The organism is Lysobacter sp. DMC104 (genome assembly GCF_056313665.1).
Genome location: NZ_JBQUZW010000002.1, coordinates 358,334 through 383,649, shown reverse-complemented (window position 1 = coordinate 383,649; position 25,316 = coordinate 358,334). Strand labels below are relative to the sequence as shown.

Here is a 25,316-nt window from a genome sequence, read left to right as displayed (position 1 = left end):
TCAGAGCCGGTTGAGCCGCCGCACCCGGTTCAACCGCCGGCGGATGCTGCGGTCGTCCGCGAACAGGTACTCCTCGACTTCCACCTGCATGCCGTCGTCGTTGGCGAAGACCTCGCGCATCGCGTACAGGCGGCCGTTGCCCTCGAACGCCAGCCAGCGGTCGCCATCGGCGACGACCTTGATGGCGGACACCGACGGGATGATCGCCTGCAGCGCCGCGCCGTCGAGCGTGCGCGTGGCCAGCAGCGCGTCGCGATGCGCGCGCAGGGCGTCGGTGCGGGCGCGGGTGGCGGCGAGCGCGTTCTCGCGGTCGATGCGGTGGATCGGCGCCAGCTTCGCCAGCGGCACCAGGACGATGCGCTTGTCGCGACGCTTGCGGTGGATGTCGAGGACGACCTTCGCCATGTAGGCGTCCTTGTGGTCCATCTGCGCCACCTCGCTGCGTTTGCCGAGGAAGTAGCGCAGCCATGTGCGGAGCGACGCGAGCATGGCGTCAGTCGATGCCGACGGCCTGCGCGTGCTCGCGCGTGGCGAGGAAGGTCACCGCCGGCGCGCGTTCCTGCGCGAGCTGCAGGTTGACCCGCGTCGGCGCGAGGTAGACCAGCTGGCCGGCGGCGTCGAGCGCGAGGTTCATCGCGTTCTTGTCGCGGAATTCCTCCAGCTTCTTCGCGTCGTCGCAGCGGATCCAGCGCGCGGTGGCGACCTGCACCTGCTCGAACGAGGCGTCGACGCCGTATTCGTCCTTCAGCCGGTACGCGACGACGTCGAACTGCAGCATGCCGACCGCGCCGAGGATCAGGTCGTTGCTCATCAGCGGCCGGAAGAACTGGGTCGCGCCTTCCTCCGACAGCTGCGCCAGGCCCTTCTGCAGTTGCTTGAGCTTCAGCGGATCGCGCAGGCGCGCGCGGCGGAACAGTTCCGGCGCGAAGTTCGGGATGCCGGTGAACGACAGGTTCTCGCCTTCGGTGAAGCTGTCGCCGATCGAGATCGTGCCGTGGTTGTGGATGCCGATCACGTCGCCGGGATACGCGCTCTCGGCGATCTCGCGGTCGCTGGCCATGAAGGTGAGCGCGTTGGCGAGCTTCACTTCCTTGCCGGTACGCGGATGGAAGGTCTTCATGCCGGCAGTGAACTTGCCCGAGCACACGCGCATGAACGCGACGCGGTCGCGGTGCTGCGGGTCCATGTTCGCCTGGATCTTGAACACGAAGCCGGTGAGTTTTTCCTCGGTCGGCGCGACGTCGCGGCCGGTGGTGGCGCGCGGCTTCGGCGACGGTGCGTGCTCGACGAAGAAGTCCAGCAGCAGCTGCACACCGAAGTTGTTCACGGCCGAGCCGAAGAACACCGGCGTCTGCTTGCCGGACAGGTAGGCGTCGAGGCTGAACGGATGCGACGCGCCCTCGACCAGTTCCAGTTCCTCGCGCAGTTCGGCCAGCATCTGCGCGCCGATCTTCGCTTCCAGCGCGGGATCGTCGATCGACGGGAAGATGGTGGAATCCTGCCGCGTGAAGTTGCGGCCGGCTTCGTACAGATGCACTTCACCGGTCAGCAGATGCACCACGCCCTTCAGGCGCTGGCCCATGCCGATCGGCCAGGTGATCGGCGCGCACTGGATGCCCAGCACCGATTCGACTTCGTCCAGCAGGTCGATTGGCGGCTTGCCTTCGCGGTCGAGCTTGTTGATGAAGGTCATGATCGGCGTGTCGCGCAGGCGGCACACCTCCATCAGCTTGATCGTGCGCTCCTCGACGCCCTTCGCGACGTCGATGACCATCAGCGCCGAGTCGACTGCGGTCAGCACGCGATAGGTGTCCTCGCCGAAGTCGGCGTGGCCGGGGGTGTCGAGCAGATTGACGATGCGGTCCTCGTACGGGAACTGCATCACCGACGAGGTCACCGAGATGCCGCGCTCCTTTTCCAGCGCCATCCAGTCGGACGTCGCGTGGCGCGCGGCCTTGCGACCCTTCACCGAGCCGGCCATCTGGATCGCGCCGCCGAACAGCAGCAGCTTCTCGGTCAGCGTGGTCTTGCCGGCGTCGGGGTGCGAGATGATCGCGAACGTGCGGCGGCGGGCGGTCTCGCGCGCGACTTCGGTGAGGAGTTCGGACATGCGGCAACGGCGCCGCACGGCGCCCGGGGAGCGAAGGGAAGGGCGGGATTATAGCGGTTGGCCTCCAGTCCCACGCCGTAGGGCGGGTCTTGACCCGCCATTGCACGAAAACGGCGCTACGGCGGGTCAAGACCCGCCCTACGGACATTCGCTGTCAGCAGCCGGCGGTATCCTGCGCGGCATGAGCGCCTATTGCGACATCGCCCCCGGCCATCCCGTCCACGGGCCCTACCACGACCACGAATACGGGTTCCCGACCCGGGACGAGGCGGCGCTGTTCGAGCGGCTGATCCTCGAGATCAACCAGGCCGGGCTGAGCTGGGAGACGATCCTGAAGAAGCGCGAGGGCTTCCGCCGCGCCTACGACGGGTTCGACGTCGACCTCGTGGCCGCCTACGGCGACGCAGACCGCGCCCGGCTGCTGGCCGACGCCGGCATCATCCGCAACCGGCTGAAGGTGAACGCGGCGATCCACAACGCGCAGGTGATCCGCGGCTTCCGCGCCACGCACGGCGGCTTCGCCGAGTGGCTGGACGCACATGTCGTCCTCGACGGACGGCCGCGCGACAAGGTGGCGTGGGTGAAGCTGTTCGGCAAGACCTTCCGTTTCACCGGCGGCGAGATCGTCGGCGAGTTCCTGATGAGCCTGGGCTACCTGCCGGGCGCGCATCGCGCCGATTGCCCGGTGGCGGTGCGCATCACCGCCGCGCGCGCAAAAGGCTGACGCCTGCGTCGCTCACGGCGCTTCGGTGAAGCGCAGGATCCCCTGCGGTCCGAGCATGCGGAAGCGGATCGCCTCCAGCCGCAGGCCGCGATTGGCCTGCACGGCGAAATGCAGGTGGGGCCCGGTGGCGAAGCCGGTGGCGCCGACCAGCCCGATCGTTTCGCCCGTGGACACGCGCTGGCCGACGCGCATGCGCAGGCCGCCGCGTTGCAGGTGCGCATACAGCGCCATCGTGCCGTCGGCGTGGAGGATGCGGACGAAGTTGGCGCGGCCGAGGTCGTTGGCGCGATCGCGTCCGCCGCCGTCGAAGCCGTTCTCGACTTCCATCACCACCCCGGCGCGCGCGGCGCGCACCGGCGTGCCGGACGGCGCGGCGAAGTCGACGCCGTAGCGGTTTTCGGCATCGCGATGGCTGAACCCGCCGCCCCAGCCCTGCTCGACGCGCAAGGCGTCGGTCTCCAGCGGAAAGCCGTACTCCACGTCCTCCGGATGCGCATCCGGCGCGCCGCGGATGGCGGTCAGCGCGAAGCGGGCATCGGTGTCGGGCGGCAATCGGGCGATGCGGCGCTGCTGCCGCGCCGGCACGAGGGCGCGTACCGGCAGCGGCGGCTCGGCGCCGGCGATGCGGCCGCGCACCGGGCGCGGCTCCACTTGGTGCAGTTCCACTTCGACCGGCCCGCCGAGCGTGTTGTCGACCCAGGCCTCGATCGCGTCGCTGTGCGGCTCGAAGCGCAGCGTCACCGGAGGCATCGCGGCATCGGTCCGCGACGTCGCGGCGGTCGATGCCGGCGGCGGATCGCGATGCAGGCCACCGTCGCGCCAGCGGTAGAAGTCGTCGGCCTGTGCCGCGCCCGCGATGGCCAGCCCGGCAACGACCGGCCACCACGGCAGTGCGCGGGCGAGCGGGCGCATCGTGGTCAGAAGCAGTGCGTGTCCAGCTTCAGCGCGGCCCCGATGTCGCGCAGGTCGAACGCGGCGACCGAGAGGTCGTCGTGCATCGCGAACAGCGCGCCGTACGGGAAGCGCGGGCTGGGCGTCGTGCGCAGCGCGATGCCGTCGGTGGCGGCCACGGTGTCGCCATGCAGGCTGCCGATGCGCTTGAGCGTGCGGCGGTCGAACAGATGGAACACGGTGCGGTCCGCCGACTGGTCGACGGCGACCCAGTAGCCGCGCGCGACCGGACCATCCTTGCTGGCGTCGCTGCGGCAGGCCCACAGCGCCACGCCTTCGGCCTCGTAGGCGAAGGGTTCGCCGGGGATGCGGCGACCGGTCGGACGGCCGGTGAAGGTGTATTCGCGCAGGGTCGAATGCGGCAGCGATTCGTCGGCGATCATCAGCCGGGACTGCGCCGGGTCGCCGGCGATCGATTCGACGATCTTCAGCGCCTCGGCCTCGTCGGTGGCGCCGAAATGCGCCACCGCGGCCGCCTCCGCCCGGCCGTCGGCGCCGAAGCGCACGCGGTAGTGCTGCACGCGGTGGTCCAGCGTCGCCAGTGCCGGCACCACGTCGAAATGCTCGCCCAGCATGTAGTTGTCGGTGACGAACAGGTCGACCGAGCCGTCGGCCGCGGGCGTCAGCCACAGGCCGTAAGGCGAGCGCAGTTCGCCCTGGCCGAAGGTGCCCAGCGGGCGGAAGTCGGGCAGCGACAGCACCTGCACGCGGTGATTGTCGCGTTCGACCACGAAGAGCCGGTCGCCGGCGACGGCGACGCCGTTCGGGCGCTTGAACCGGCCGTCTTCCGTGCCCTTGCCGCCGAAGTCGCGCAGGCGCGCGCCGGTGTCGGCATCGAACACCACCAGCCGGTGCATCGACTTGGCGGAAGTGATCAGCCACTGCGCGCCGTCCGGTGCACGCCAGGTGGTCATCGAATCGAGTTCCTCGCCCGGCTGCGGCGCGGACACGTAGGCCTCGGCCACGCGCACGCCGCCGAGGTCGGGGGCAGCGTCCGTGGTGGCGGTCGCCTGGCGGGCCGGGGCGGCGGTGCAACCGGCCAGCAGGCAGGCGAGGAGGGTGGTCGGGAACAGGAGGCGCCTGGGCGCGGACGTCGGGATCTGCATCGTCGCGAGTATCGCCGATGGCCGGCGTCCGTCACAGCTTCGACTTTCGTCCCATGCGAGGCCATCGCTTCATGCGGATAAAGCGATTGACATCCGGAAAAGGCTCGGGCAAGCTGCCTGCATCCATCAAGATCCGGCTGAGGGACAGGCCCGAAGACGCCGGGGCAACCTGATGGCAGCGAGCGCGGAGCGCACGCAGCCGTCGAGGTGCCAATTCCTGCGGGGACCTGTCGGTCCACCGGAAGATGGTTGCGCGCAGCGGCTGCGTCATGCCGTGCGCTCAGCAGTTTTCGGTCTCCCCGCGGGCTCGATGGGCCCCTTCCCCGGAGACCGCCGCCATGTCCCTCGCCCCCGCCTTCGCCGATGCGTCCGATGCCTGTCGCACGCCGCACGCGCCCTTCGTTCCCGACGACGCCACCGATGCCCTGCGCGGCCGGCTGCCCGTGCGCCTGCCGTTGCGCCACGCCGGCGAGCGCGACCTGCGCATCGCCTGGGAACTGGCCGGCCCGGCCGATGCGCCGGTGGTGATCGCCGCCGGCGGCATCTCCGCGCACCGTCACGTCGTCTCCAGCGCCGCCTTTCCGGAGGCCGGCTGGTGGGAAGGCCAGAACGGCGCCGGGCTGGACCTGCGCCGCGTGCGCGTGCTGGCCATCGACTGGCTGGGCGCCGACGGCACGCTGGACGCGGTGATCGACAGCGCCGACCAGGCCGATGCGCTCGCCGCGGTGCTCGACGCGCTGGGCATCGCCCGCGTCGCCGCGTTCCTCGGCAGTTCCTACGGCGCGATGGTCGGCCTGCAGTTCGCCGCGCGGCATCCGCGCCGCGTCGGCCGGCTGCTGGCGATCAGCGGCGCGCATCGCGCGCATCCCTTCGCCAGCGCGTGGCGTGCGCTGCAGCGCCAGGCGGTGGCGCTGGGCCAGCTGCAGTGCGACGAAGCGCAGGGCCTCGCCCTTGCGCGGCAGCTGGCGATGCTGAGCTACCGCACGCCGGAGGAATTCGCCGAGCGCTTCGACGACGCGCCCGCCGTCGCCCACGGCCGCGTCCGCGTCGCCGCCGAGGATTACCTCGAACACTGCGCCGCCACGTGGGTCGCGCGCACCTCGCCGACCGCCTTCCTGCGTCTGTCCGAATCCATCGACCTGCACCGCGTCGATCCGGCCGCGGTGGCGGTGCCGACCACGGTCGTCGCGATCGAAGAAGACCGCCTCGTGCCGCAGGAAGACCTCGCCGCGCTGGCCGCGGCGCTGCCGCAGGGCACGCTGCGCGTGCTGCGCTCGAAGGTCGGCCACGACGCGTTCCTGGTCGAGACCGCGGCGATCGCCGGACTCGTGCGCGAGACCCTCGACACCGCTGCGTTCGACGCCTGCGGAGGTGCGGCATGAGCGCGCACTTCGACGGCGACGTCGCCGCTTCCCGCCCGCAGTCCGCCACGCGTGCCGTGCGCGCCGGCATCGATCGCGACACCGCCTTCGGCGCGGTCACGCCGCCGCTGGTGCTGTCGTCCAACTTCAGCTTCGCCGGCTTCGGCGAGAAGCGGCAGTACGACTACACCCGCAGCGGCAATCCCACCCGCGACCTGCTGGCCGAGGCGCTGGCGTCGCTGGAAGGCGGCGCGTCCGCGGTGGTCACCTCCACCGGCATGTCGGCGATTACCCTGCTGCTGCACGCGCTGCTGTCGCCGGGCGATCGCCTGGTGGTGCCGCACGACGCGTACGGCGGCAGCTGGCGCCTGTTCAACGCGCTGGCGAAGAAGGGCGCGTTCGAGCTGATCACCATCGACTTCACCGATCCGCGCGCACTCGCCGATGCGCTGGCGCAGCAGCCGAAGGTGGTGTGGATCGAAACCCCGTCCAATCCGCTGCTGCGCATCACCGACCTGCGTTTCGTGATCGAGGCCGCGCACGCCGCCGGCGCGCTGGCGGTGGTCGACAACACCTTCCTCTCGCCGGCGCTGCAGACGCCGATCGCGTTCGGTGCCGACTACGTGCTGCATTCGACGACGAAGTACATCAACGGCCACAGCGATGTCGTCGGCGGCGCGGTGATCGCGAAGGACGCCGAGGCCGGCACGCAGCTGACGTGGTGGGCGAACGCGCTGGGCCTCACCGGCGCGCCGTTCGACAGCTTCCTCACGTTGCGCGGCCTGCGCACGCTGGATGCGCGCCTGCGCGTGCATCAGGAAAACACGCAGGCGATCGTCGCGTTGCTCGAAGACCATCCCGCGGTGCGCGCGCTGCACTACCCGGGGCTGGCCTCGCATCCGGGCCACGCGGTCGCCGCGCGCCAGCAGAGCGGTTTCGGCGCGATGCTCAGCCTCGAACTCGAAGGCGGCGAGGCGGCCGTGCGCGCCTTCGTCGACGGCCTGCAATTGTTCACGCTGGCCGAATCGCTGGGCGGCGTGGAAAGCCTGGTCGCGCATCCGGCGACGATGACGCACGCGGCGATGACCGCCGAGGCGCGCGCCGCGGCCGGCATCTCCGACGGGCTGGTGCGGTTGTCGGTGGGCATTGAACACGCCGATGATCTCGTTGCCGACCTCGCCGCCGCGCTCGATCGCGCCGCGGCCGTCGCCGACATCGTGCGGCCGCAGAAACTGGGCACGCGATGAACGCCGCCGTCGCGCCCGCCTCGTCGCCGGTCGCGGCGGCCACCGCCCCGGCGCCGGCGCGCATCGCGCTGCTCGGCACCGGCACCGTCGGCCGCGCCGTGCTGGAACGGCTGGCGACGTGGGAAGCGACGCCCGACATCGCGCCCGCCGCGGCGCTGTCGCTGGTGCACGTCGCGAATTCGCGCACGTGGTTCCGTCCGGACAGTTGCGTCGGTGCACGCCTGCGCGCATCGCGCCGTGCCGTCTCCGGTCCGGCGATGTCGCTCGACGACCTGCCGGCGCGCCTCGGCGACGACGGCGTCCGCATCGTGCTCGACGCCACCGCCAGTGATGCGGTTGCCGACCGCCACGCCGAATGGCTGGCGCGCGGGCTGCACGTCGTCACCGCCTGCAAGCTGGGGCAAGGCACGTCGCTGGCGCGCTGGCGCGCGATCCGCCACGCGCAGACCATCGGCGGCGCGCGCTACGGCGACAGCGCCACCGTCGGCGCCGGCCTGCCGGTGCTGCACGCACTGCGCGCCTTGCAGGCCGGCGGCGACCGCATCCATGCCGTCGCCGGCGTGCTGTCGGGCTCGCTGGCGTGGCTGTTCCACCATTACGACGGCCTGCGTCCGTTCTCGGGTTTCGTGCGCCAGGCGCGCGCGGCCGGCTACACCGAACCCGATCCGCGCGAAGACCTCAGCGGCGAGGACGTGCGCCGCAAACTGCTGATCCTCGCCCGCGCGGCCGGCGTTGCGCTGGAGGCGGGCGATGTTGCGGTCGATTCACTGGTGCCGCCGGCACTGGCTGCGCTCGCGGCGGCCGATGTCGACGCCGCGTTGCCGCAGCTCGACGCCCCGCTGCGCGAGCGTTACGCCGATGCGTACAAACGCGGCGAGAAACTGCGCTTCATCGCGCGACTCGAGGACGGCCGCGCGCGCGTCGGCCTCGAAGCGCTGCCGGCCGACCATCCGCTCGCCGGCGGCGCCGGCACCGACAACCGCGTCGCGATCTGGTCCGACCGTTACCGCGTGCAGCCGCTGGTGATCCAGGGCCCCGGCGCGGGTGCCGACGTCACCGCCGCCGCGATGCTGGACGACGCGCTGGCGATCGTGCGCGGGCGCTCGCCTCAGATCGAATGACGCTCCGTGCCGCCGGCGACCGCGCGTGCCGGTGCGAAGAAGCTTTCCAGTGGCTCCGGGCGGTGCAGCGCGAAGCCCTGCGCGAAGTCGACGCCCAACGCGCGCAGGGTCACGCAGGTGGTGGCGGTCTCGACGTGCTCGGCGATAGTGCGCTTGTCGAGCACGTGAGCGATGTCGGTGATCGAGCGCACGATCGCGGTCGACAGTGCGGAGTCTTCCAGTCCGCGCACGAAGCTGCCGTCGATCTTGAAATAGTCGACATCCAGCGCGCGCAGGTAGTTGAACGAACAGAAGCCGGTGCCGAAATCGTCCAGCGCGAAGCGGCAGCCCAGCGCGCGCAACTGGTCGATCAGCGACTGCGCTTCGGCCAGGTCGCGCACGGCCGTGCTTTCGGTGATCTCGAAGCACAGCTTGCCGGGCGGCACGCTGCTGCGGCGCACGCGATCGAGCAGGAAGCGCCGGAACGGTTCGTCGACCATCGACGCGGCGGTGAGGTTGATCGCGCAGCGGCGCAGCCCCGCGACCGCGTCCGGCCGGCGCTCGAACCAGCCCAGCGCCAGTTCGATCACGTGGCGATCCAGGCGCACGCCGAGATGGAAGCGTTCGGCCGCCGGGATGAACACGCCCGGCGTCAGCACCTGGCCGGTATCGGGGTCGCGCATGCGCAGCAGCAGTTCGATCGCGCGGCCGGTCACGGGTTCGTCGCCCAGCGGCGAGATCGCCTGGCAGTACAGCTCGAACCAGCCGTGCTCCAGCGCGTCGCGGATCCGCACCGCCCAGCGCATGGCTTCGTTGCGCGCTTCCAGTTCGCCGGGCGAGCTGCCGACCACGCAGATGCGGTTGCCGCCGAGTTCCTTCGCGGCGAAGCAGGCGCTGTCGACCAGCGACAGCAGGTCGAACAGGTGCGTGCGGCCGGCCGCGAACGTCGCCACGCCGAGGCTGGCGGTGACGTTCAGCCCCTGGTCCTGCCAGCCCACGCGGTAGCGTTCGATCGCCGCGCGCGCGGCCTCGGCACGCTGCCGCACGGTCTCGGCGTCGCCATGCACGAGCAGCGCGAATTCGTCGCCGCCGATGCGGAAGACCTGGCCTTCCGGACCCACCAGCGTGCGCAGCAGCGAACCGACCGCCTGGATCACCGCGTTGCCCGCGGCATGCCCGGAGGTGTCGTTGATCACACTGAGGTGGTCGAGGTCGAGGTAGGCCACGCCGCCGACCGCATCGCGTGGCTGCAGCGCGCGGCCCAGCGCGTCGATGAACGCCGAGCGGTTGGGCAGCCCGGTGGCGGCATCGGTGGTGGCGCGCAGCAGCGCGCGGCGGTTGGCCTGGCGCTGCTCGATCACCGCCGCCAGCAGCATCAGCGGGATGAACGCGAACACGCACAGGAAGACCAGCAGCAACGCGGCGTCGAGCGGTGCGGCCGGTGCGCGGAAACCGATCAGCCCCAGGCCGGTGAGGCTGGTCAGCGTCACCACGATCACGCCGGTCCCGAGCACGGTCCACGAGGGTGGGAAACGCAGCGCCGTCCAGACCAGCAGTGCCAGCGGCAGCGTGCTGATGCCCAGCGCGTAGAGGCTGACGCGCAGGCTGAGCAGGTAGAACAACACGCCGAACAGCGCGGCGCAGCACGCCCACAGGACGTATTCGAACCGGCGTGGCTCGCCGGGCGGCAGGCCGCCGGTGATGTCGCGCGGGCGGGGCTGGGTGATCAGCAGCACCGACGGCGTCAGCGACACGATGCCGAGCAGGTCGGCCATGCTCCACTGCGCGAACGTCGGCCAGAAGGTGCCCGGGTCGGCCATGCCGGTCGCGAGCATGCCGCTGCCGCCGATCAGCGCCGCCAGCATCGAGGCCACGCTGGCGCCGCACAGCAGCGCCAGCCCGTTGCGCACGCCGATGCGCACCGGGCCCTCCGACAGCGCGCGGAACACGCGTTCGCCGGCCAGCGTGCCGATCACGTTGCTGATCACCGAGAACGGCAGGAACAGCACCGGCACCGGTTCCCACAGCAGGTGGGCCAGCACGACGGGCAGCGGGATGAACAGGGCCCAGCGCGGTCCGTAGCGGACGACGGCGGCGTATGCGACCCCGGCCGCGGGCCAGAACAGGGTGACGTCCTCGGGCGTTCGCATGAACACGCCCGCGTACCAGACGCCGAGCAGGTACAGGCCCGACAGCCACAGCACTCGCAGCACGACGGCATCTCCCGGTGGTCGCGGAAAGGGACGGGCGAGACGGATGGACGTCCGCGGGGGCGGACATCGACGGGGGAGAACGGCTCGACGGTCAGAATGCGCCAAGCCGGCGCCGCTGCCAAGCCGTCCGGGTGCGCTGGGGGCGGGTGCCCGGCGCAATAGACAAAACCGATCGTCGCCCCCCCGTCTGCGGCCGACCCGGCCGCCGTGCGCGATTGCCCGTCCCCGCGGCTCAGCACTCGATGACGTTGACCGCCAGTCCGCCGCGGCTGGTTTCCTTGTATTTGTCCTGCATGTCGCGGCCGGTGTCGCGCATGGTGCGGATCACCTTGTCGAGGCTGACCTTGTGCTCGCCGTCGCCGCGCAGCGCCATGCGCGAGGCGTTGATCGCCTTCACCGCGCCCATCGCGTTGCGTTCGATGCACGGGATCTGCACCAGCCCGCCGATCGGGTCGCAGGTCAGGCCGAGGTTGTGCTCCATGCCGATTTCCGCGGCGTTCTCGATCTGCGCCGGAGTGCCGCCGAGCGCGGCGGTGAGGCCGGCGGCGGCCATCGAGCAGGCCACGCCGACCTCGCCCTGACAGCCGACCTCGGCGCCGCTGATCGAGGCGTTTTCCTTGTAGAGGATGCCGATGGCGGCGGCGGTCAGCAGGAAGTCGAACACGCCCTGTTCGTTGGCGCCGGCGCAGAAACGGTCGTAGTAATGCAGCACCGACGGGATGATGCCCGCCGCGCCGTTGGTGGGCGCGGTGACGACGCGGCCGCCGGCGGCGTTTTCCTCGTTCACCGCCAGCGCGTAGAGGTTCACCCAGTCGAGCACGGTCAGCGGGTCGCGCATCGCCGCTTCCGGGCGCGACGACAGCTCCGCCTGCAGGCTGGGCGCGCGCCGGGTCACGTGCAGCCCGCCGGGCAGGGTGCCGGTCTCGCGGATGCCGCGGCGCACGCACGACTGCATCGCGTCCCAGATCTCGCGCAGGCCGGCGCGGATGGCGTCGTCGTCGCGCCACGCACGCTCGTTCGCGAACATCAGCGCGGCGATGCTCAGGCCGCTGCGCTGGCACTGCGCCAGCAGTTCGGCGCCGCTGCGGAACGGATGCGGCAGTTCGGTGGTGTCGGCGACGATACGGTCTTCGGCGGCTTCGTCCTGGTTCACGACGAAGCCGCCGCCGACGGAGTAGTAGTCGCGCGTGGCGATCTCGGCGCCCGCGGCGTCGTAGGCGGAGAAGCGCATGCCGTTGGTGTGGAACGGCAGCTTCTGGCGCTTGTTCATGATCAGGTTGCGCTTCTCGTCGAAGTCGATCGCGTGCCGGCCCAGCAGGTGCAGCCGCTTCTCGCCGCGGATGCGCGCCAGCGCTTCCGGGATGAGGTCGGGGTCGATCTCGTTCGGCCAGTGGCCTTCCAGCCCCATCAGTACCGCCTTGTCGGTGCCGTGGCCGCGCCCGGTCAGCGCCAGCGAGCCGAACACCTCGGCGCGCACCCGCGCAACACGCGCGAGGTCGCCGGCTTCGTCCAGCCAGTGCGTGACGAAGCGGCAGGCGGCGCGCATTGGCCCGACCGTGTGCGAGGAGCTCGGACCGATGCCGATCTTGAACAGGTCGAACGTGCTGACGGCCATGCGGCGGCTCCGGAAGACGGTGCGCGGCGGGTGCCGGCGCGGCGGGGCGTTATTCTATGCCCCATCACTCCTGCGACAGGGACGGCGGCGTATGGTGGCTCGCAAGTCGGGATTCCTGCTGTACCAGCGCGACGATTGCCATCTGTGCGATCGCGCGATCGGCGTACTGGCGCAGGCGCGCCTGCCCGAGTTCGACAGCGTGTTCGTCGACGACGACGCGGCGCTGGAAGCCGCCTACGGCCATCGCCTGCCGGTGCTGCGGCGCGACGACGGCGCCGAGCTCGACTGGCCGTTCGATGCGGCGATGGTCGCGGACTGGGCCGGCGGCACGGGCGTCGGCAAATGAACCGGCATCGGCGCATGACCGCCGCATGCCTGCGATTCACGGCCGCGTGCCTGTTGCCGGCGATGCTGGCCGGCGCCGTGGCCGCCGGACCGAAGGCGCCGGCTCCGTCGCCTGCGTTGCTGCGCATGCACGATGACTTCGTGCTGGCGTTCATCGACAGCGAAGGTTTCGGCCAGACCCGGTTGCCGGCGATGGCGCGGGTGCTGCGCCGGCCCGTTGCCGACACGCCCTGGTTCGTGTTCGGTCTCGAACTCATCGGCGTGGCGAAGCACGATCCGCCGCGCGTGTTCGGCGGCGGCATGTCGATGGACGTGTTCCACCGGCCCGCAAAGCAGGCACCGCTGCAGCGCGGCCCGGGCCGCCCGATCACGGACGAAGAGCGCCAGGCGCTGCGTGCGCTCGACGCGGGCGAACGCCTGGTGGTGGTGCCGGACGGCAAGGGCCTGCGCGTCACCGGTGCGATCCGCGCCGGCGACGAATGCCTCGGCTGCCACAAGCGCAAACGCGCCGGCGACATGCTCGGCGCGTTCGTCTACCGCCTGCAGCCGGTGCCGCCCGGCACGCAGTGACGCGGGCTCAGTGCGCGGCCGGCGCTGCTGCCGGCTTCGGCTGGAAGATCACCTTGGTCGCGATCTGGATCTCGTTCGGGATCACGCCGGTATCGGCCCAGTCGCCGCTGCCCACGCCGAAGTCCAGCCGCTTCACCACCGCGGTGCCGGCGAGCACCGGCTTCGCGCCCGGCGTCCACGTGAAGGTCAGCGTCACCGGCTTGGCGACGCCGCGCAGCGACAGCACGCCGTCGGCGGCGTACTTGTTGCCGCCGAGGCTGCGGAACTTCGTCGCGGTGTAGCGCGCCTGCGGGAACTTGCCGCTGTTGAAGAACGATCCGCCGCGCAGTTCGCTGTCGTAGTCGGGATTGCCCGCGGTGGCGGTGGCCAGCGGGATGACGACGTCGAGTTTCGCCGTCGCCAGCTTCGCCGGATCGAACGAGAACGCGGTGCCGAAGCCGGGGAAGCGGCCGTTGAAGGCCTCGCCCTGGTACTTGCCGGTGAAGGTCAGGCTGGAACCGGCGGCCTGGGTGTAGTCGGCGGCGAAGGCCGGCGCGACGAGCGCAGCGGCGATGGCGAGGGCGGACAGCGTGGTGCGCAGCATGGACATGGCTCCTGAAGGGGTCATTCGGCGGGGGTGTCGCCACCAGAGGCGGCCGGAGGCGCATCGGTTGCGCCGGTCGTGCCGGTCTTCAGCCAGCCTTTGGGCAGCATCCGCGCGAGGGTGGCGTCGCCCTGGAACAGATGGTGGTAGAACGCCGCGCCGGCGTGCATCACGACCAGCAGCGCCAGCGCCCAGAACATCAGTTCGTGCGCTTCCTCGGCCAGTTCGTGCAGGTCGTGGTTGCGTTCGACGATGTGCGGCAGGTTCACCAGGTGGAACCACTGCAGCGGGAAACCGGCTGCGGAGTTCAGCACCCAGCCGCTGATCGGGATCGCGAACAGCAGCCCGTAGATCGCGAGATGGGTGACACCGGCGATGCGCAGTTGCCACGCGGGCGTGCCCGCCACGTGCGCGGGCGAGCCTGCGTACAGCCGCCACACCAGCCGCAGCGCCGCCAGCCCGAGGATGGTGATGCCGATGGACTTGTGCAGCGCATAGGTCTGGATCTTGCCGGGCCCGTTGGGCAGATCGCCCATGGTCAGGCCGAGATAGGCCATGTAGAGGATCAGGGCGGCGATCGTCCAGTGCAGTAATTGACTGATGGCGCCCCAGCGGTCGGCGGTGTTCTTCAGGGTCATGGCGTGGAGTCCGTGTCGGAGTCGGAAGGCGTGTCGGCGGAAGCCGCTGCCGGAACAGAGGCAGCGTCGGGCGATTCGGTTGCGTCGTCGTCGCTGCCGTCGGCGCGGGCGCGCACGGCTTCGGCTTCGATCCGCAGCTCGACCGCGTCGCCGATCACCGTCGGCCAGGCGTCGATGCCGAAGGCCTTGCGGCTGAGCGTGGCGGTCGCCGAGAACCCGACGGTGCGACGGAATGGCGGCAGCGGGTGGCGCTTGAGCGAGTTGAACGTCACCTCCAGCACGATCGCGCGCGAAACGCCGTGCAGCGTCAGCGTGCCGTGCACGCGGGCGTGGTCGGGCGCGAGCGGTTCGACGGCGGTGGAGACGAACTCGGCGACGGGGAAGTGCGCGACGTCGAGCAGGTTGCCGGCCATCACGGCCCGGTTCCACGCGTCGTCGCCGAGATCGACGCGGGCCAGCGGGACGCTGGCGTGCAGGCGCGCGGTGGTCCAGTCGTCGGGATCGAAGTCCAGTGTGCCGGTGCTGCCCGACACCGTGCCCAGCGCATGCGAGAAACCGGCGTGCTCGATCGCGAACAGCACCCGCGTGTGCACCGGATCGAGGCGGTAGTGCGCGGGTTCGGCCGCATGGGCGTGGCCGGCCAGCAGCAGGCCGGCGAGGAAGGACAGGATCGGGCGGCGGACAGAACGGGCGATGGATGGCATCGACGGAGACCTCCGCGTCGGGTTTGCCGGATTCTAGGCCATGTCGCAGGATGTGCCCGTCCGCGACCGCAACGATCCGTCGCGGACATGACGTCGGCACGGGACGCGCGGGACGAACGCGCAGGGGGAAGAATGCGGGCAGGAAGCGTCTGGAGGGCGGTCGCGCCCGCGATCGCCTGTGTCGCGCTCGTCATGCCCGCCATGGCGATGCGGCCGGCGTGCGCCGCCAGCTCCGATCTGCGGCCGGCGGACACGCCGCCGCAGCTCGTCCATTTCGGTGCCGCGCAGGGCCTGTCGCCGACGCTGTCGGACATCGCCGTCGACCGCCAGGGCTACGTCTGGCTCGCCACCGGTGACGGACTCGCCCGTTACGACGGCACCGGCTTCCGTCTCTGGCGACGCGAGATCGGCCGTGCGCCGACGCTGCCGGGCAACGAGATCACCGTGCTGCACGTCGATGTCCGCGACCGGCTGTGGATCGCGAGCTGGTACGGCTTGGCATGGATGGACCGCGATCGCGAGCGGCTGCATCCGGTCGTGTTCCGCGGGGCGGCTGCGCCGTGTGGGATTGATATAGAGGCGATGGCGTCTGCTGCAGATGAAACGCTCTGGGTGCTTACAATGGCCGGCCGTCTATGCAGCATAGATCCAAGTGGTAACGCGTTTCGTCTACTGTCTCCGGGCGGTGATACCTTGTTTGGCGATGGATTAGTCGTGGCAATGACCCCTCGCCCCTCCGGCAAATTGCTGGTCGGGACCGGGGATGGCCTGTGGCGCCTCGATCCCCGTCGTGTCCCCGTGCAGGTCGAGCGAGTCTCTCTTCCCGGTCTGGGCGACGCCGGCGTCTATGCCTTCAGTCCGGCGCCGGACGGTGGGGTCTGGGTGGCCGGCGATGATCGGTTGCTTCTGCTGGATCGCGACGATCGCCCGCAGCCGTTGCCCTGGCCGTTGCCGCGCGAAACCCGCCGCGCGATGGTCGCCGTCGATCGCGACGGCGTCGCATGGATCGGGACCTACGACGGTCTGTATCGGCGACGCCCCGGCATCGGCCGGGAAGCGCAGGATGCGCAGGATCTTCGCGATGCACGCTTCGGCGTGACCGACGGTGCGGTGCGCGTGGTCGCCGACCACGAGGGCGGGGTGTGGATCGCCGGGTATTCGCAGGGCTTGTTCCACGTCCCGCCGGGGGCGCCGCGATTCCGCCGTGCGGCGTTGCCGGTGGAGGATGTCTCGCCCTACCTGCGCAGTGCCACGCTCGACACGACGGGTACCGCGTGGGCATTGAGCGCCGGCGGGCTCTATCGCCAGGCGGCCGGCGAGGACGGCCTGACGCGGATCGCCGATGCCGCGGCGCTCGGACTCGACGCGCCGAGGGCGGTGCGCGCCTGCGTCGACGGCCGCATCGCCATCGCCGACGATGCGGGTGCGCTGCTGTTCGATCGTGCCACGCGGCGTGCGCATCGCGTGCTGCGCATCGACGATCCCGCCGACACGCGGCGGCCGGAGACCATCGCCTGCGATCCTGCTGGCGGCCTGTGGGTATCCCTGTTCGGCGGCGATCTCGTGTGGCTGCCGCCGGATGGCGGACCGATGCGGCGATTCGATGCGGCGGCGACCATCGGCGGCGAGACCGAGGCCTTCATCGACCTGCGTTTCGCCCCCGACGGTGCGCCATGGTTCAGCGATGGCCATGCCCTGCGGCGCTGGGACGGGCAGGCGTTCCGGATCGTGCCGGTGTTGCCGGGCGAGTATGTCTACGCGCTCGATTTCGATGCTGCCGACCGACTGTGGGTCACCCGTTTCGGCAGTCTCGAACACTACCGCTGGGATGGCCGACGCCTGCATCTGCTCGAACGCCTGTCGGTCGATGCCGGCATTCCCAATGCCGAGATGCGCAGCCTGCGCGTCTCCGCGGACGGCCAGCTGTGGGCCAACAGCGTGCGCGGGCTGTTGCAGTACGACCTGCGCGCACGACGGGCGCGACTGTTCGGGTTGGCCGACGGGCTGCCGGAGATCGACCTTTCGAGCGACCAGCTCGCGCGCGGCCCGCGCGGCGCGGGCGTGGTGATCGCCGGTCGCGACCTGGTGCGCTTCGATCCCGACCGGCCGCTGCCGGCGACGCATCCGTCGCCATTGTCGATCCAGAGCCTGTCGCTGCGACGCGGCGAGGACACCGTCAGCTTCGATCCCGCGTCACCCACGCCGGTGGTGGTCCGGCCCGGCGATCGCGACCTGCGCGTGGTCGCGCGGGTGATGTCATACCTCAATCCGGTGCGGCATCGCTATCGCTTCCGGTTGCACGGCTTCGATCCCGATTGGGTGCTGCCGGGCGATGAAGGAGAACGCGGCGAGCGCATCTTCTCCACGCTGTCGCCCGGGCGTTACGTGCTGGACGTGCAAGGCGCGAACGCCGACGGCGTGTGGTCGCCGATGCGTCATCTCGTCATTCTGGTGGAGGCGCCATGGTGGCAGCGCTGGTGGGCGGTTGCGCTCTACGCGATCGCCGCGTCGGCACTGCTGCTGTGGCTGGCATGGCTCGACCGGATGCGCGCGCGACGCCGGCATGCTTACCAATTGGTCCAGCAGAAGCGCGAACTCGCCGAACAGGCGTCGCAGGCGAAAAGCCGCTTTCTCGCCAACCTCGGCCACGAAGTGCGCACGCCGATGACCGGGGTGCTCGGCATGAGCGAACTGCTGCTGTCCACGCCGCTGGATGCGAAACAGCGCGGCCACGTGCAGTCGATCCGCCGCGCCGGCGATCACCTGCTGCGGCTGGTGAACGACGCGCTGGATCTCGCGCGCATCGAGGCCGGACGCTTCGAATTGCAGGAGGCGCCGTTCGCGCTCGCGCCGCTGGTCGAGGAAGTCGTCGGCCTGATGCGGCCGCTGGCCGAACGCAAGGGCCTGCGCTTCGTCGTTGACGTCGCCGCCGATGCAAGCGGTGGCTGGCACGGCGATGCCACGCGATTGCGCCAGATCCTGCTGAATCTGCTCGGCAACGCGATCAAGTTCACCGAGCGCGGCGAGATCGCGCTATCGATCGCAACATTCGCGCCGCATGGCCTGCGCTTCGCGGTGTCCGATACGGGGCCTGGGCTGGATGCCGAACAGCAGCGGCGGCTGTTCCGCCGCTTCGAGCAGGCCGAAGGTGCGCGCACCGCCAGCCGTTACGGCGGCAGCGGGCTGGGGCTGGCGATCTGCCAGGAACTGGCGGTGGCGATGGGCGGCGGCATCGAGCTCGCCAGCGCCCCGGGCGAAGGCGCCTGCTTCACCGTGCGCCTGCCGCTGGCCCGCGCCGAGTTGCCGGCCGATGCGATCGCCGCAACTGCAGTCAACGCGGTGCCGGTGTGCGACGTGCTGCTGGTCGAGGACGACCCGACCGTCGCCGACGTGCTCATCGGTCTGCTGCAGGCGCAGGGACATCGTGTCGTGCACGCGGCGCATGCGCTCGCGGCGCTGTCCGCGCAGGCCACGCAGCGATTCGATCTCGCGCTGCTCGATCTCGACCTGCCCGGCATGGACGGCCTCGCGCTTGCACGCCAACTGCGCGGGTCGGGCTTCGATCGACCGATGGTCGCGATCACTGCCCGCGCCGATCCCGAAGCCGAACCGCAGGCGCTGGCCGCCGGCTTCGACGCGTTCGTGCGCAAGCCGGTGACGGGCGAGCGCTTGGCGGAGATCATCGCGCACCACGCCGAAGCGCCCCCGTAGGGCGGGTCTCGACCCGCCGTTTTCCTGCCTGTGTCGTCAATCCGCCCCGGCATGCGGCGTCGGATACACCCGCTCACGCGGCACGATGAGATCGGCGAACCCGTCGCGCAGATGCGCGCGCTGCGTGATCACGAACGGCGTGATGTCCTCGATCGAAAGCAGATCCTCTTCGCCGTAGCGACGCAGCATCGCGCCGCGCAGTCCGAGTTGCACGGCGCGGCGCGCCAGCGGGCGGCCCGAAGGATCATGGTCGGGATCCCATTGCAGCCGCACGTCGGAGGTTTCGATCGCGGCCTTCCAGTCGTCGTGCGAGGCGTGGCGCGCAGGGTCGAACGACGACGGCACGGCGTCGCGCAGCACGTCATCGAAGAAGCCGCGGCGCAGGCGCACGGCGAGGATGCGTTCCTGGCCTTCCTTCGTCGCCCAGCCGGCACGGAACATCATCCAGAGGAAGTTCGGCTTGATCCAGCTCATCCGGTGGTAGCTGAATTCGCCGCCGAAGCACTGGTGTTCCACCGCGAAACTGGCGATGGCCGGGCGGTAGGCCTGGTAGACGACGATGCTGGTGTCGTCATATTGCGCGAGGACGTGGCGGCCGGTGTCCGGCCAGTGGGCAAGTTGTTGCAGGTAGGGTTCGGCGATCAATGGTTCGTTTTATTGATGAATTTTTTCATAAAGGGGTCAGAAAATGCTTGAGACCTCATGATTTTTGTTCACCCAGTTTTCGGACAAGACCCATTTTGCCCCTCCCTTGTGGCCATCGATCGCGAGCACTTGGCGTTCTCGAAGATGATTCATCACTGCATTCGTGAATTGAAGGTCGCCAATTAGGCCGCTGGCTTGTTGTTTTGTAATTTTTCCGTGACGAAAAACTTCGTTTACGAGCTTAATGATCATGGTTTCAATATCGTCGACGGTTCTTGGCTTCGAACTGTCATGAAGATACTGGGCTGCTTGTCTGATGGTCCCAAGAGCGCTTGATTTGCTTTTTATGACGCGGAGGAGTGTTTCTTTGAATGTTGCTCTTGAGCTGTATTCGGCGCGTTCAGCGTATGCCATGTCTGCGCGTCCCAGCGGGTTTTCGGCGCCAGATTTCAGAATCGTCGAACATCTTTTGTATCTAGCTACCGCTAATCCAATTTCAAAGGCAACGTTGGGGTTTCCGCCGGAGATGTCAAAAATGCAGAGGTCTGATCGGAGAATTCCTCTCCATAATTTTCGCATGAGCTCGTCGGTCGTGTATTCGGCGAGAAAAGACCAGAGTCTGACGGGATACTCGTTTTCGATTTCACTAAGTACGCTTGTGTAGTCGTCCAAGGGGATCGGTGAGGAGTACGGAAAGCCAAGAAAGATAAAATTGGTTCGATGCCTGTTATCAGAAAATTTCGCTTCTTCTTCGAACATCAAAGACATTTCCGATCTCCAGTTAAATTGGCCGCGTGCTGGAAGTGTGCACCGCTTCCACCAGCGCCGCGACGTGGTCGGGGTTCATGTCGGGCGAGAGGCCGTGGCCGAGGTTGAAGACGTGGCCGTCGCGGGAGCCGCCGTTGCCGGCGGCGTAGCTGTCGAGCGCGTGACGGACCTGTGCGCGGATGGCGTCGGGGCTGCCGTACAGTGTGGCGGGATCGAGGTTGCCCTGCAGTGCGACCTGTCCGCCGATGCGGCGCGCGGCGTCGCCGAGTTCGATCAGCCAGTCGACGCCGACGGCGTCGGTGCCGGAGGCGGCGAGGTCTTCGAGGTACGGTGCGTTGCCCTTGCCGAACAGGATCAGCGGTGCGCGCTCGGCGCCGTCGCCACGTTCCAGTTCCTTCGCGATGCGCACGAGGTAGGGCAACGAGAATTCGCGGTACATCGCCGGGCTGAGCACGCCGCCCCAGGTGTCGAACACCTGCAGCGCTTGCGCGCCGGCGGCGCGCTGGGCGGCGAGGTAGGCGATGACGGCATCCGTGTTCACCGACAGGATGCGGTGCAGCAGCTCGGGCGCGTTCAAGGCCATCGCCTTGATCTTCGAGAAGTTGTCGCTGCCGCCGCCTTCGACCATGTAGCAGGCCAGCGTCCACGGGCTGCCGGAGAAGCCGATCAGTGGCACGCGGCCATCGAGTTCGCGGCGGATCACGCGCACGGCGTCCATCACGTAGCGCAGCTCGGTTTCCATGTCGGGCACGGCGAGCTTCGCCACGTCCTCGGCGGTGCGCACCGGACGCTCGAACTTCGGGCCTTCGCCCTCGGCGAAGTACAGGCCCAGACCCATCGCGTCGGGCACGGTGAGGATGTCGGAGAAGAGGATCGCCGCGTCCAGCGGGAAGCGTTCCAGCGGTTGCAGCGTGACTTCGCAGGCCAGCTCGGGGTTCTTCGCCATCGCCAGGAAGCTGCCGGCGCGGGCGCGGGTGGCGCGGTATTCCGGCAGGTAGCGTCCGGCCTGGCGCATCAGCCACACCGGCGTGCAGTCCACGGGTTCGCGGCGGAGCGCGCGCAGGAAGCGGTCGTTGCGGAGCGGGGCGAGCTGGGTCACGGGAAATCCTGGAAAGACGGAATGGGGAAACGCGGGCGACGCGGCGCGCTCAGGGCGGCGCGTCGACGCCTTGCGCGAACATCAGCTGGAAGCCCTTCTTCAGGGTCTGGTCGCGGGCGTGTTCGAACGCGGCGAGGGCGCTGGCCTGGTCGGCATGCTGTTCGCGGCGGACCGTGCTGCGGCCGCCGATCTGGCCGGTCTCGCGGACCAGCGTCCAGCCGCCGAACAGGTCGGCCTCCAGCTGCAACTGCACGAATTTCGGGGCTTCGTGGCCGTCGGGTCGTCGTTGCAGGAGGATGCGCATGGGGACGGATTGTAAGCGGGCGGCGGTCCGTGGCGGGCCGGGCGATGAGAGGCGATGACGGGCGGCGCGTTCAGTCGCCGAGCAGCACGTCCGCCAGTGCGCCTTCGGGCACGTCGTCGACGATCCGCGCCACGCCGGCCCCTTCCCACAGGATGAAGCGCAGGCCGGCGGCGTGGGCCTTCTTGTCCAGCCGCATCCGCGCGATCAGCCGGTCCGGCGCGAGGCCGTCCGGCAGCGCCGTCGGCAGGCCGAAGGCGTCCAGCAGCGTGCGCAGGCGCACGGCGTCGGCCGCCGGGGCCATGCCGAGATGGGCCGACAGCTGCGCGGCCAGCACCATGCCCACCGACACCGCCTCGCCGTGATTCAGTGCGTCGCTGCCGATGCCGCTGTAGCCCTGCTCGGACTCGATGGCGTGGGCGAAGGTGTGGCCGAAGTTGAGCAGCGCGCGGTCGCCGTGTTCGTACAGGTCGCGCTCGACGATGTCGGCCTTGTGCCGGCAACTGCGGGCGATGGCTTCCGTCAGCGCCGTGCGGTCGCGGGCCAGCAGTGCGCCGGCATTCGCCTCCAGCCAGTCGAGGAACGGCACGTCGGCGATGGCGCCGTACTTCACCACTTCCGCCAGTCCGGCGCGCAGTTCGCGGTCGGGCAGGGTGTCGAGGGCGGCGATGTCGGCGAACACCGCGCGCGGCGGGTGGAAGGCGCCGACGAGGTTCTTGCCGTGCGGCAGGTCGACGGCGGTCTTGCCGCCGACGGAGGAATCGACCATCGCCAACAGCGTGGTCGGCAGCTGGATGCAGTCGATGCCGCGCATCCAGCAGGCCGCGGCGAAGCCGGCGAGGTCGCCGACCACGCCGCCGCCCAGCGCCAGCACGCAGGCGTCGCGGGTGGCGCCGAGGCGGGCGAGGGCGTCGATGGCCTCGGCGAAGTTCGCCAGGGTCTTGGCCTGTTCGCCCGGCGGCATCACGAAGCGGGCGAGGATCAGGTCCGGACGCATGTTGTGCAGCGCCACCTCGACCCGCCGTGCATACAGCGGCGAGACGTTGTCGTCGCTGACGATGAGCGCGTGACGGCCGCGCAGTCGCGAGGTCAGGGCGATGCCGTCGTCGAGCAGGCCTTCGCCGATGGCGATGGCGTAGGGATGGGGGCCGCCGATGTGGACGACCTGCAGGCCGGAAGCGCTCATGCCGACTCCGTCGGATGGGAGGAAGACGGTCCCGCATCGCATGGCCACAGGCCATGGAGGGCCTGCGCCAGCCGCGCGGCGGTTTCGTCGGCCGGGTCGGTGCCGCCGGTCGGGAACACCAGGTCGGCCACCTCGGCGTACAGCGGCGTGCGCTCCGCGGCCAGCCGGCGCAGCACGGCCTCGCGGTCGTCGCCGGCGATCAGCGGCCGCTTGCGGTCGTTGGCGAGTCGCGCCAACTGCTGCTCGACCTCGATCCGCAGGTGCACCACGTAGCCGCGTTCACGCATCCGCGCCCGGCTGCCGGCGTCGAGCACCGCGCCGCCGCCGGTGGCGAGCACGCAGGCCGGGCCGTCCAGGACGTCGGCCAGCGTCTCGCGCTCCAGCCGACGGAAGCCGGCCTCGCCGTCGCGGGCGAACAGGGTCGGGATGTCGGCGCCGGCGCGGGCCTCGATCTCGCGGTCGAGATCGACGAAGGGCAGGCCGCAGCGTTGCGCCAGCCGGCGACCCAGTGCGCTCTTGCCGGCGCCCATCGGGCCGACCAGCACGAGGTGGGGGGCGGGGGACATCCCGGCATCTTAACAGTGCGGGCGTATGCTGCCCCTCCGGCGCTCCGCCGGCCCCGCATGAGGAACCGATCATGTCCGTCGCCAAGATCATCGAAATCAGCGCCGCCTCGCCGAACAGCATGGAAGACGCGGTGCGCTCCGGGCTGAAGAAATGCGCCGAGTCGGTGAAGAACATCAGGGGCGCATGGGTGAACGAGACCAAGGTCGTCACCGACGGCGAGGGCAACGTCACCGAGTGGCGGGTGAACATGCGGGTCAGCTTCGTCGTCGAATGACCCGACCGGCGCCGGTCATGCCGTGACGCTCAGTCCGCGACCCGGCGCCGCGCATCCAAGCGCAGCGTGCGGTCGGCGATCCCCGGCAGGCAGCGCAACGCCTGCCGGCTGACGCGCTCGAAGTGCTGCACGAAGCGGGCGACCCCGGCGCGCGACAGCCGCGTGCCGCCGCCCGGCCGTGCCTGCTCCTGCTGCCAACGCCAGCCCGCCACCACCTCGAAGCCCGGCGGCTGCAGCCACAGCAGGCGGTCGATGTGCGCCCACAGCGCCGGGTAGTCGCGGCCCAGCGCCGCGTTGCACCAGCGCCGCCACGTGCCATCGGCGTCCTCGTCGCGTTCCAGCGCGTTGACCGGCGTCGCCAGCGCGACGGCGTCCTCGGCCGGCACCTTCAGGCACCAGCCTTCGAACACCAGCAGGTCGAGCGATCCGACCGTCGGCCAGCGCGACGGCCGCAGGCGCCGGTCGTGGCCCTTGTCGAACCGCGGCAGCCGCGTCGCGCGGCCGGCGCGCACCGCGTCCAGCGTCCCGCACAGCAGCGCGACGTCATGCGTGCCCGGCGGCCCGCGGGTCGCGAGCAACGGATGCACCGTGCGCGCCAGACGGTGGCGCTCGCCCGGGTTCAGGTAACCGTCGTCGATCGACAGCGTCGCCGCGCGCAGCCCGCGCGTCTTCGCCAGCGCGACCACCTGCGCCGCCAGCGTCGACTTGCCGCTGCCCTGCAGCCCGGCGATGCCGAAGATCCGGGCCTCGTGGCGCAGGGCGTCGTCGAGCAGGTCGGCGACGAGCGCCTGGGCGAAGCCGGGCCGGTCGACGCCGGTCGCGCCGGATTTGATCGTGGTCGGATGCGACGCCTGCGGCATCGGGCGACAATAACGCAACGCCGCACCTGGACCCCCGCCATGTCGCTCCTGCACGAAGCGCTCGCCACGTTCGATGATCTGTTCGCTCAGGCCAAGACCCAGGGCCTGCCCGAACCCACCGCGATGACCGTCGCCACCGCCACGCCCGACGGCCGCCCGTCCGCGCGCATGGCGCTGCTGAAGGCGCACGGCCCCGACGGATTCGTCTTCTACACGCATCTCGACGGTCGCAAGGGCCGGGAACTGCAGGCCAACCCGCACTGCGCGCTGCTGTTCTTCTGGAAGGCGCTGGGCGACGACGGCGTGCAGGTGCGCATCGAGGGCGACGTCGAGATCGTCCCGGACGCCGAGGCCGACACCTACTTCGCGCAGCGTCCCCGCGACAGCCAGCTCGGCGCCTGGGCCTCGCACCAGTCGGAGACGCTGGAAAGCCGCGACACCTTCGAGCAGCGCTTCGCCGACGCGAAGGCGCGCTTCGAGGGCGCCGACGTCCCCCGCCCGCCGCGCTGGGGCGGCTTCCGCGTGAAGCCCGCGACCATCGAGTTCTGGTACGGCGCACAGTTCCGCCTGCACGAGCGGCACCTGTACGAACGCGGCACGGATGGCACGTGGACAAAGCGGATGTTGTATCCCTGAGC

The 25,316-nt window shown here is 70.1% G+C and carries 25 protein-coding genes and 1 riboswitch; of the genes, 9 read left to right on the top strand and 16 right to left on the bottom strand.

Features of this window, described 5'->3' with window-relative positions; translation table 11 throughout:
* Positions 1–489: a hypothetical protein gene (locus tag ACT53R_RS04655; RefSeq protein WP_476170668.1), complete on the bottom strand. Its 489-nt coding sequence runs from the start codon at positions 487–489 to the stop codon at positions 1–3.
* 4 nt (positions 490–493) lie between these two features.
* Complete coding sequence (locus ACT53R_RS04650; RefSeq protein WP_476170667.1) at positions 494–2,110, bottom strand: peptide chain release factor 3; 1,617 nt, start codon at positions 2,108–2,110, stop codon at positions 494–496.
* 181 nt (positions 2,111–2,291) lie between these two features.
* On the opposite strand from ACT53R_RS04650, the gene ACT53R_RS04645 reads away from it, so the two are divergent.
* The gene (locus tag ACT53R_RS04645; RefSeq protein ID WP_476170666.1) at positions 2,292–2,834 is read left to right on the top strand and encodes a DNA-3-methyladenine glycosylase I; all 543 of its coding nucleotides are present in this window, start codon (positions 2,292–2,294) and stop codon (positions 2,832–2,834) included.
* Positions 2,835–2,846: 12 nt separating this feature from the next.
* Here ACT53R_RS04645 and ACT53R_RS04640 read toward each other — a convergent pair whose 3' ends face one another.
* Positions 2,847–3,746, bottom strand: coding sequence for a M23 family metallopeptidase (locus tag ACT53R_RS04640; protein ID WP_476170665.1), 900 nt, complete (start codon positions 3,744–3,746; stop codon positions 2,847–2,849).
* A 5-nt stretch (positions 3,747–3,751) separates the two neighbouring features.
* A complete protein-coding gene (locus ACT53R_RS04635) occupies positions 3,752–4,891 on the bottom strand; it encodes an NHL repeat-containing protein (RefSeq protein WP_476170664.1) in 1,140 nt (379 codons plus the stop codon).
* A 120-nt stretch (positions 4,892–5,011) separates the two neighbouring features.
* Positions 5,012–5,143: riboswitch (SAM riboswitch) on the top strand.
* 86 nt (positions 5,144–5,229) lie between these two features.
* Here ACT53R_RS04635 and metX point away from each other — a divergent pair.
* Genes metX through ACT53R_RS04620 form a run of 3 tightly spaced genes read left to right on the top strand, consistent with a single transcriptional unit; the run spans position 5,230 to position 8,620 of the window.
* Entirely contained in the window at positions 5,230–6,273 is a 1,044-nt protein-coding gene (gene metX / locus ACT53R_RS04630) for a homoserine O-succinyltransferase MetX (protein ID WP_476170663.1), read from the top strand.
* Complete coding sequence (locus tag ACT53R_RS04625) at positions 6,270–7,499, top strand: O-succinylhomoserine (thiol)-lyase (protein WP_476170662.1); 1,230 nt, start codon at positions 6,270–6,272, stop codon at positions 7,497–7,499. Before metX ends, ACT53R_RS04625 begins: the two co-directional genes overlap by 4 nt.
* On the top strand, positions 7,496–8,620 hold the full coding sequence (locus ACT53R_RS04620; RefSeq protein ID WP_476170661.1) for a Rossmann-fold NAD(P)-binding domain-containing protein: 1,125 nt from the start codon (positions 7,496–7,498) through the stop codon (positions 8,618–8,620). Before ACT53R_RS04625 ends, ACT53R_RS04620 begins: the two co-directional genes overlap by 4 nt.
* Here ACT53R_RS04620 and ACT53R_RS04615 read toward each other — a convergent pair.
* Positions 8,608–10,812: a putative bifunctional diguanylate cyclase/phosphodiesterase gene (locus tag ACT53R_RS04615; RefSeq protein ID WP_476170660.1), complete on the bottom strand. Its 2,205-nt coding sequence runs from the start codon at positions 10,810–10,812 to the stop codon at positions 8,608–8,610. The genes ACT53R_RS04620 and ACT53R_RS04615 overlap by 13 nt on opposite strands.
* 232 nt (positions 10,813–11,044) lie before the next feature.
* Positions 11,045–12,427, bottom strand: coding sequence for an L-serine ammonia-lyase (locus ACT53R_RS04610; protein ID WP_476170659.1), 1,383 nt, complete (start codon positions 12,425–12,427; stop codon positions 11,045–11,047).
* Between the two features lie 91 nt (positions 12,428–12,518).
* Here ACT53R_RS04610 and ACT53R_RS04605 point away from each other — a divergent pair, with 91 nt between their 5' ends.
* Positions 12,519–12,773, top strand: a complete 255-nt coding sequence (locus ACT53R_RS04605) for a glutaredoxin family protein (RefSeq protein ID WP_476170658.1) — start codon at positions 12,519–12,521, stop codon at positions 12,771–12,773.
* Positions 12,774–12,787: 14 nt separating this feature from the next.
* On the top strand, positions 12,788–13,342 hold the full coding sequence (locus ACT53R_RS04600) for a hypothetical protein (RefSeq protein ID WP_476170657.1): 555 nt from the start codon (positions 12,788–12,790) through the stop codon (positions 13,340–13,342).
* Between the two features lie 7 nt (positions 13,343–13,349).
* On the opposite strand, the gene ACT53R_RS04595 is transcribed toward ACT53R_RS04600, so the two are convergent.
* The 3 genes from ACT53R_RS04595 to ACT53R_RS04585 are packed head-to-tail and all read right to left on the bottom strand — an operon-like array spanning position 13,350 to position 15,267.
* Complete coding sequence (locus ACT53R_RS04595; protein ID WP_476170656.1) at positions 13,350–13,931, bottom strand: YceI family protein; 582 nt, start codon at positions 13,929–13,931, stop codon at positions 13,350–13,352.
* Between the two features lie 14 nt (positions 13,932–13,945).
* Positions 13,946–14,563 carry a cytochrome b gene (locus ACT53R_RS04590; RefSeq protein WP_476170655.1) on the bottom strand — a complete coding sequence of 206 codons (618 nt, stop codon included), beginning with the start codon at positions 14,561–14,563 and terminating at the stop codon, positions 13,946–13,948.
* Positions 14,560–15,267: a YceI family protein gene (locus tag ACT53R_RS04585; protein ID WP_476170654.1), complete on the bottom strand. Its 708-nt coding sequence runs from the start codon at positions 15,265–15,267 to the stop codon at positions 14,560–14,562. The genes ACT53R_RS04590 and ACT53R_RS04585 overlap by 4 nt, the downstream gene beginning before the upstream one ends.
* 192 nt (positions 15,268–15,459) lie before the next feature.
* Between ACT53R_RS04585 and ACT53R_RS04580 the strand changes: the two genes are divergently transcribed.
* Positions 15,460–18,978, top strand: a complete 3,519-nt coding sequence (locus tag ACT53R_RS04580; protein ID WP_476170653.1) for a hybrid sensor histidine kinase/response regulator — start codon at positions 15,460–15,462, stop codon at positions 18,976–18,978.
* A 36-nt stretch (positions 18,979–19,014) separates the two neighbouring features.
* Here ACT53R_RS04580 and ACT53R_RS04575 read toward each other — a convergent pair whose 3' ends face one another.
* The 6 genes from ACT53R_RS04575 to ACT53R_RS04550 all read right to left on the bottom strand — a co-directional run bounded on the left by ACT53R_RS04575 (position 19,015) and on the right by ACT53R_RS04550 (position 23,543).
* Positions 19,015–19,623 (bottom strand): DUF4291 domain-containing protein, encoded by a 609-nt coding sequence (locus ACT53R_RS04575; RefSeq protein ID WP_476170652.1) that lies wholly within the window; start codon positions 19,621–19,623, stop codon positions 19,015–19,017.
* Between the two features lie 36 nt (positions 19,624–19,659).
* Positions 19,660–20,382: a hypothetical protein gene (locus ACT53R_RS04570; protein WP_476170651.1), complete on the bottom strand. Its 723-nt coding sequence runs from the start codon at positions 20,380–20,382 to the stop codon at positions 19,660–19,662.
* 22 nt (positions 20,383–20,404) lie between these two features.
* The gene (gene hemE / locus ACT53R_RS04565) at positions 20,405–21,490 is read right to left on the bottom strand and encodes a uroporphyrinogen decarboxylase (protein ID WP_476170650.1); all 1,086 of its coding nucleotides are present in this window, start codon (positions 21,488–21,490) and stop codon (positions 20,405–20,407) included.
* Between the two features lie 49 nt (positions 21,491–21,539).
* On the bottom strand, positions 21,540–21,794 hold the full coding sequence (locus ACT53R_RS04560) for a WGR domain-containing protein (RefSeq protein ID WP_476170649.1): 255 nt from the start codon (positions 21,792–21,794) through the stop codon (positions 21,540–21,542).
* Positions 21,795–21,864: 70 nt separating this feature from the next.
* Positions 21,865–22,977: a 3-dehydroquinate synthase gene (gene aroB, locus ACT53R_RS04555; protein WP_476170648.1), complete on the bottom strand. Its 1,113-nt coding sequence runs from the start codon at positions 22,975–22,977 to the stop codon at positions 21,865–21,867.
* A complete protein-coding gene (locus tag ACT53R_RS04550) occupies positions 22,974–23,543 on the bottom strand; it encodes a shikimate kinase (RefSeq protein ID WP_476170647.1) in 570 nt (189 codons plus the stop codon). The genes aroB and ACT53R_RS04550 overlap by 4 nt, the downstream gene beginning before the upstream one ends.
* A 71-nt stretch (positions 23,544–23,614) precedes the next feature.
* Between ACT53R_RS04550 and ACT53R_RS04545 the strand changes: the two genes are divergently transcribed.
* Positions 23,615–23,818 carry a dodecin family protein gene (locus ACT53R_RS04545; protein ID WP_476170646.1) on the top strand — a complete coding sequence of 68 codons (204 nt, stop codon included), beginning with the start codon at positions 23,615–23,617 and terminating at the stop codon, positions 23,816–23,818.
* 29 nt (positions 23,819–23,847) lie between these two features.
* Here the strand turns inward: ACT53R_RS04545 and ACT53R_RS04540 are convergent, their stop codons facing one another.
* The gene (locus ACT53R_RS04540) at positions 23,848–24,678 is read right to left on the bottom strand and encodes a kinase (protein WP_476170645.1); all 831 of its coding nucleotides are present in this window, start codon (positions 24,676–24,678) and stop codon (positions 23,848–23,850) included.
* Between the two features lie 39 nt (positions 24,679–24,717).
* Between ACT53R_RS04540 and pdxH the strand changes: the two genes are divergently transcribed.
* Positions 24,718–25,314 carry a pyridoxamine 5'-phosphate oxidase gene (pdxH, locus tag ACT53R_RS04535; protein ID WP_476170644.1) on the top strand — a complete coding sequence of 199 codons (597 nt, stop codon included), beginning with the start codon at positions 24,718–24,720 and terminating at the stop codon, positions 25,312–25,314.
* Positions 25,315–25,316: the final 2 nt, after the last annotated feature.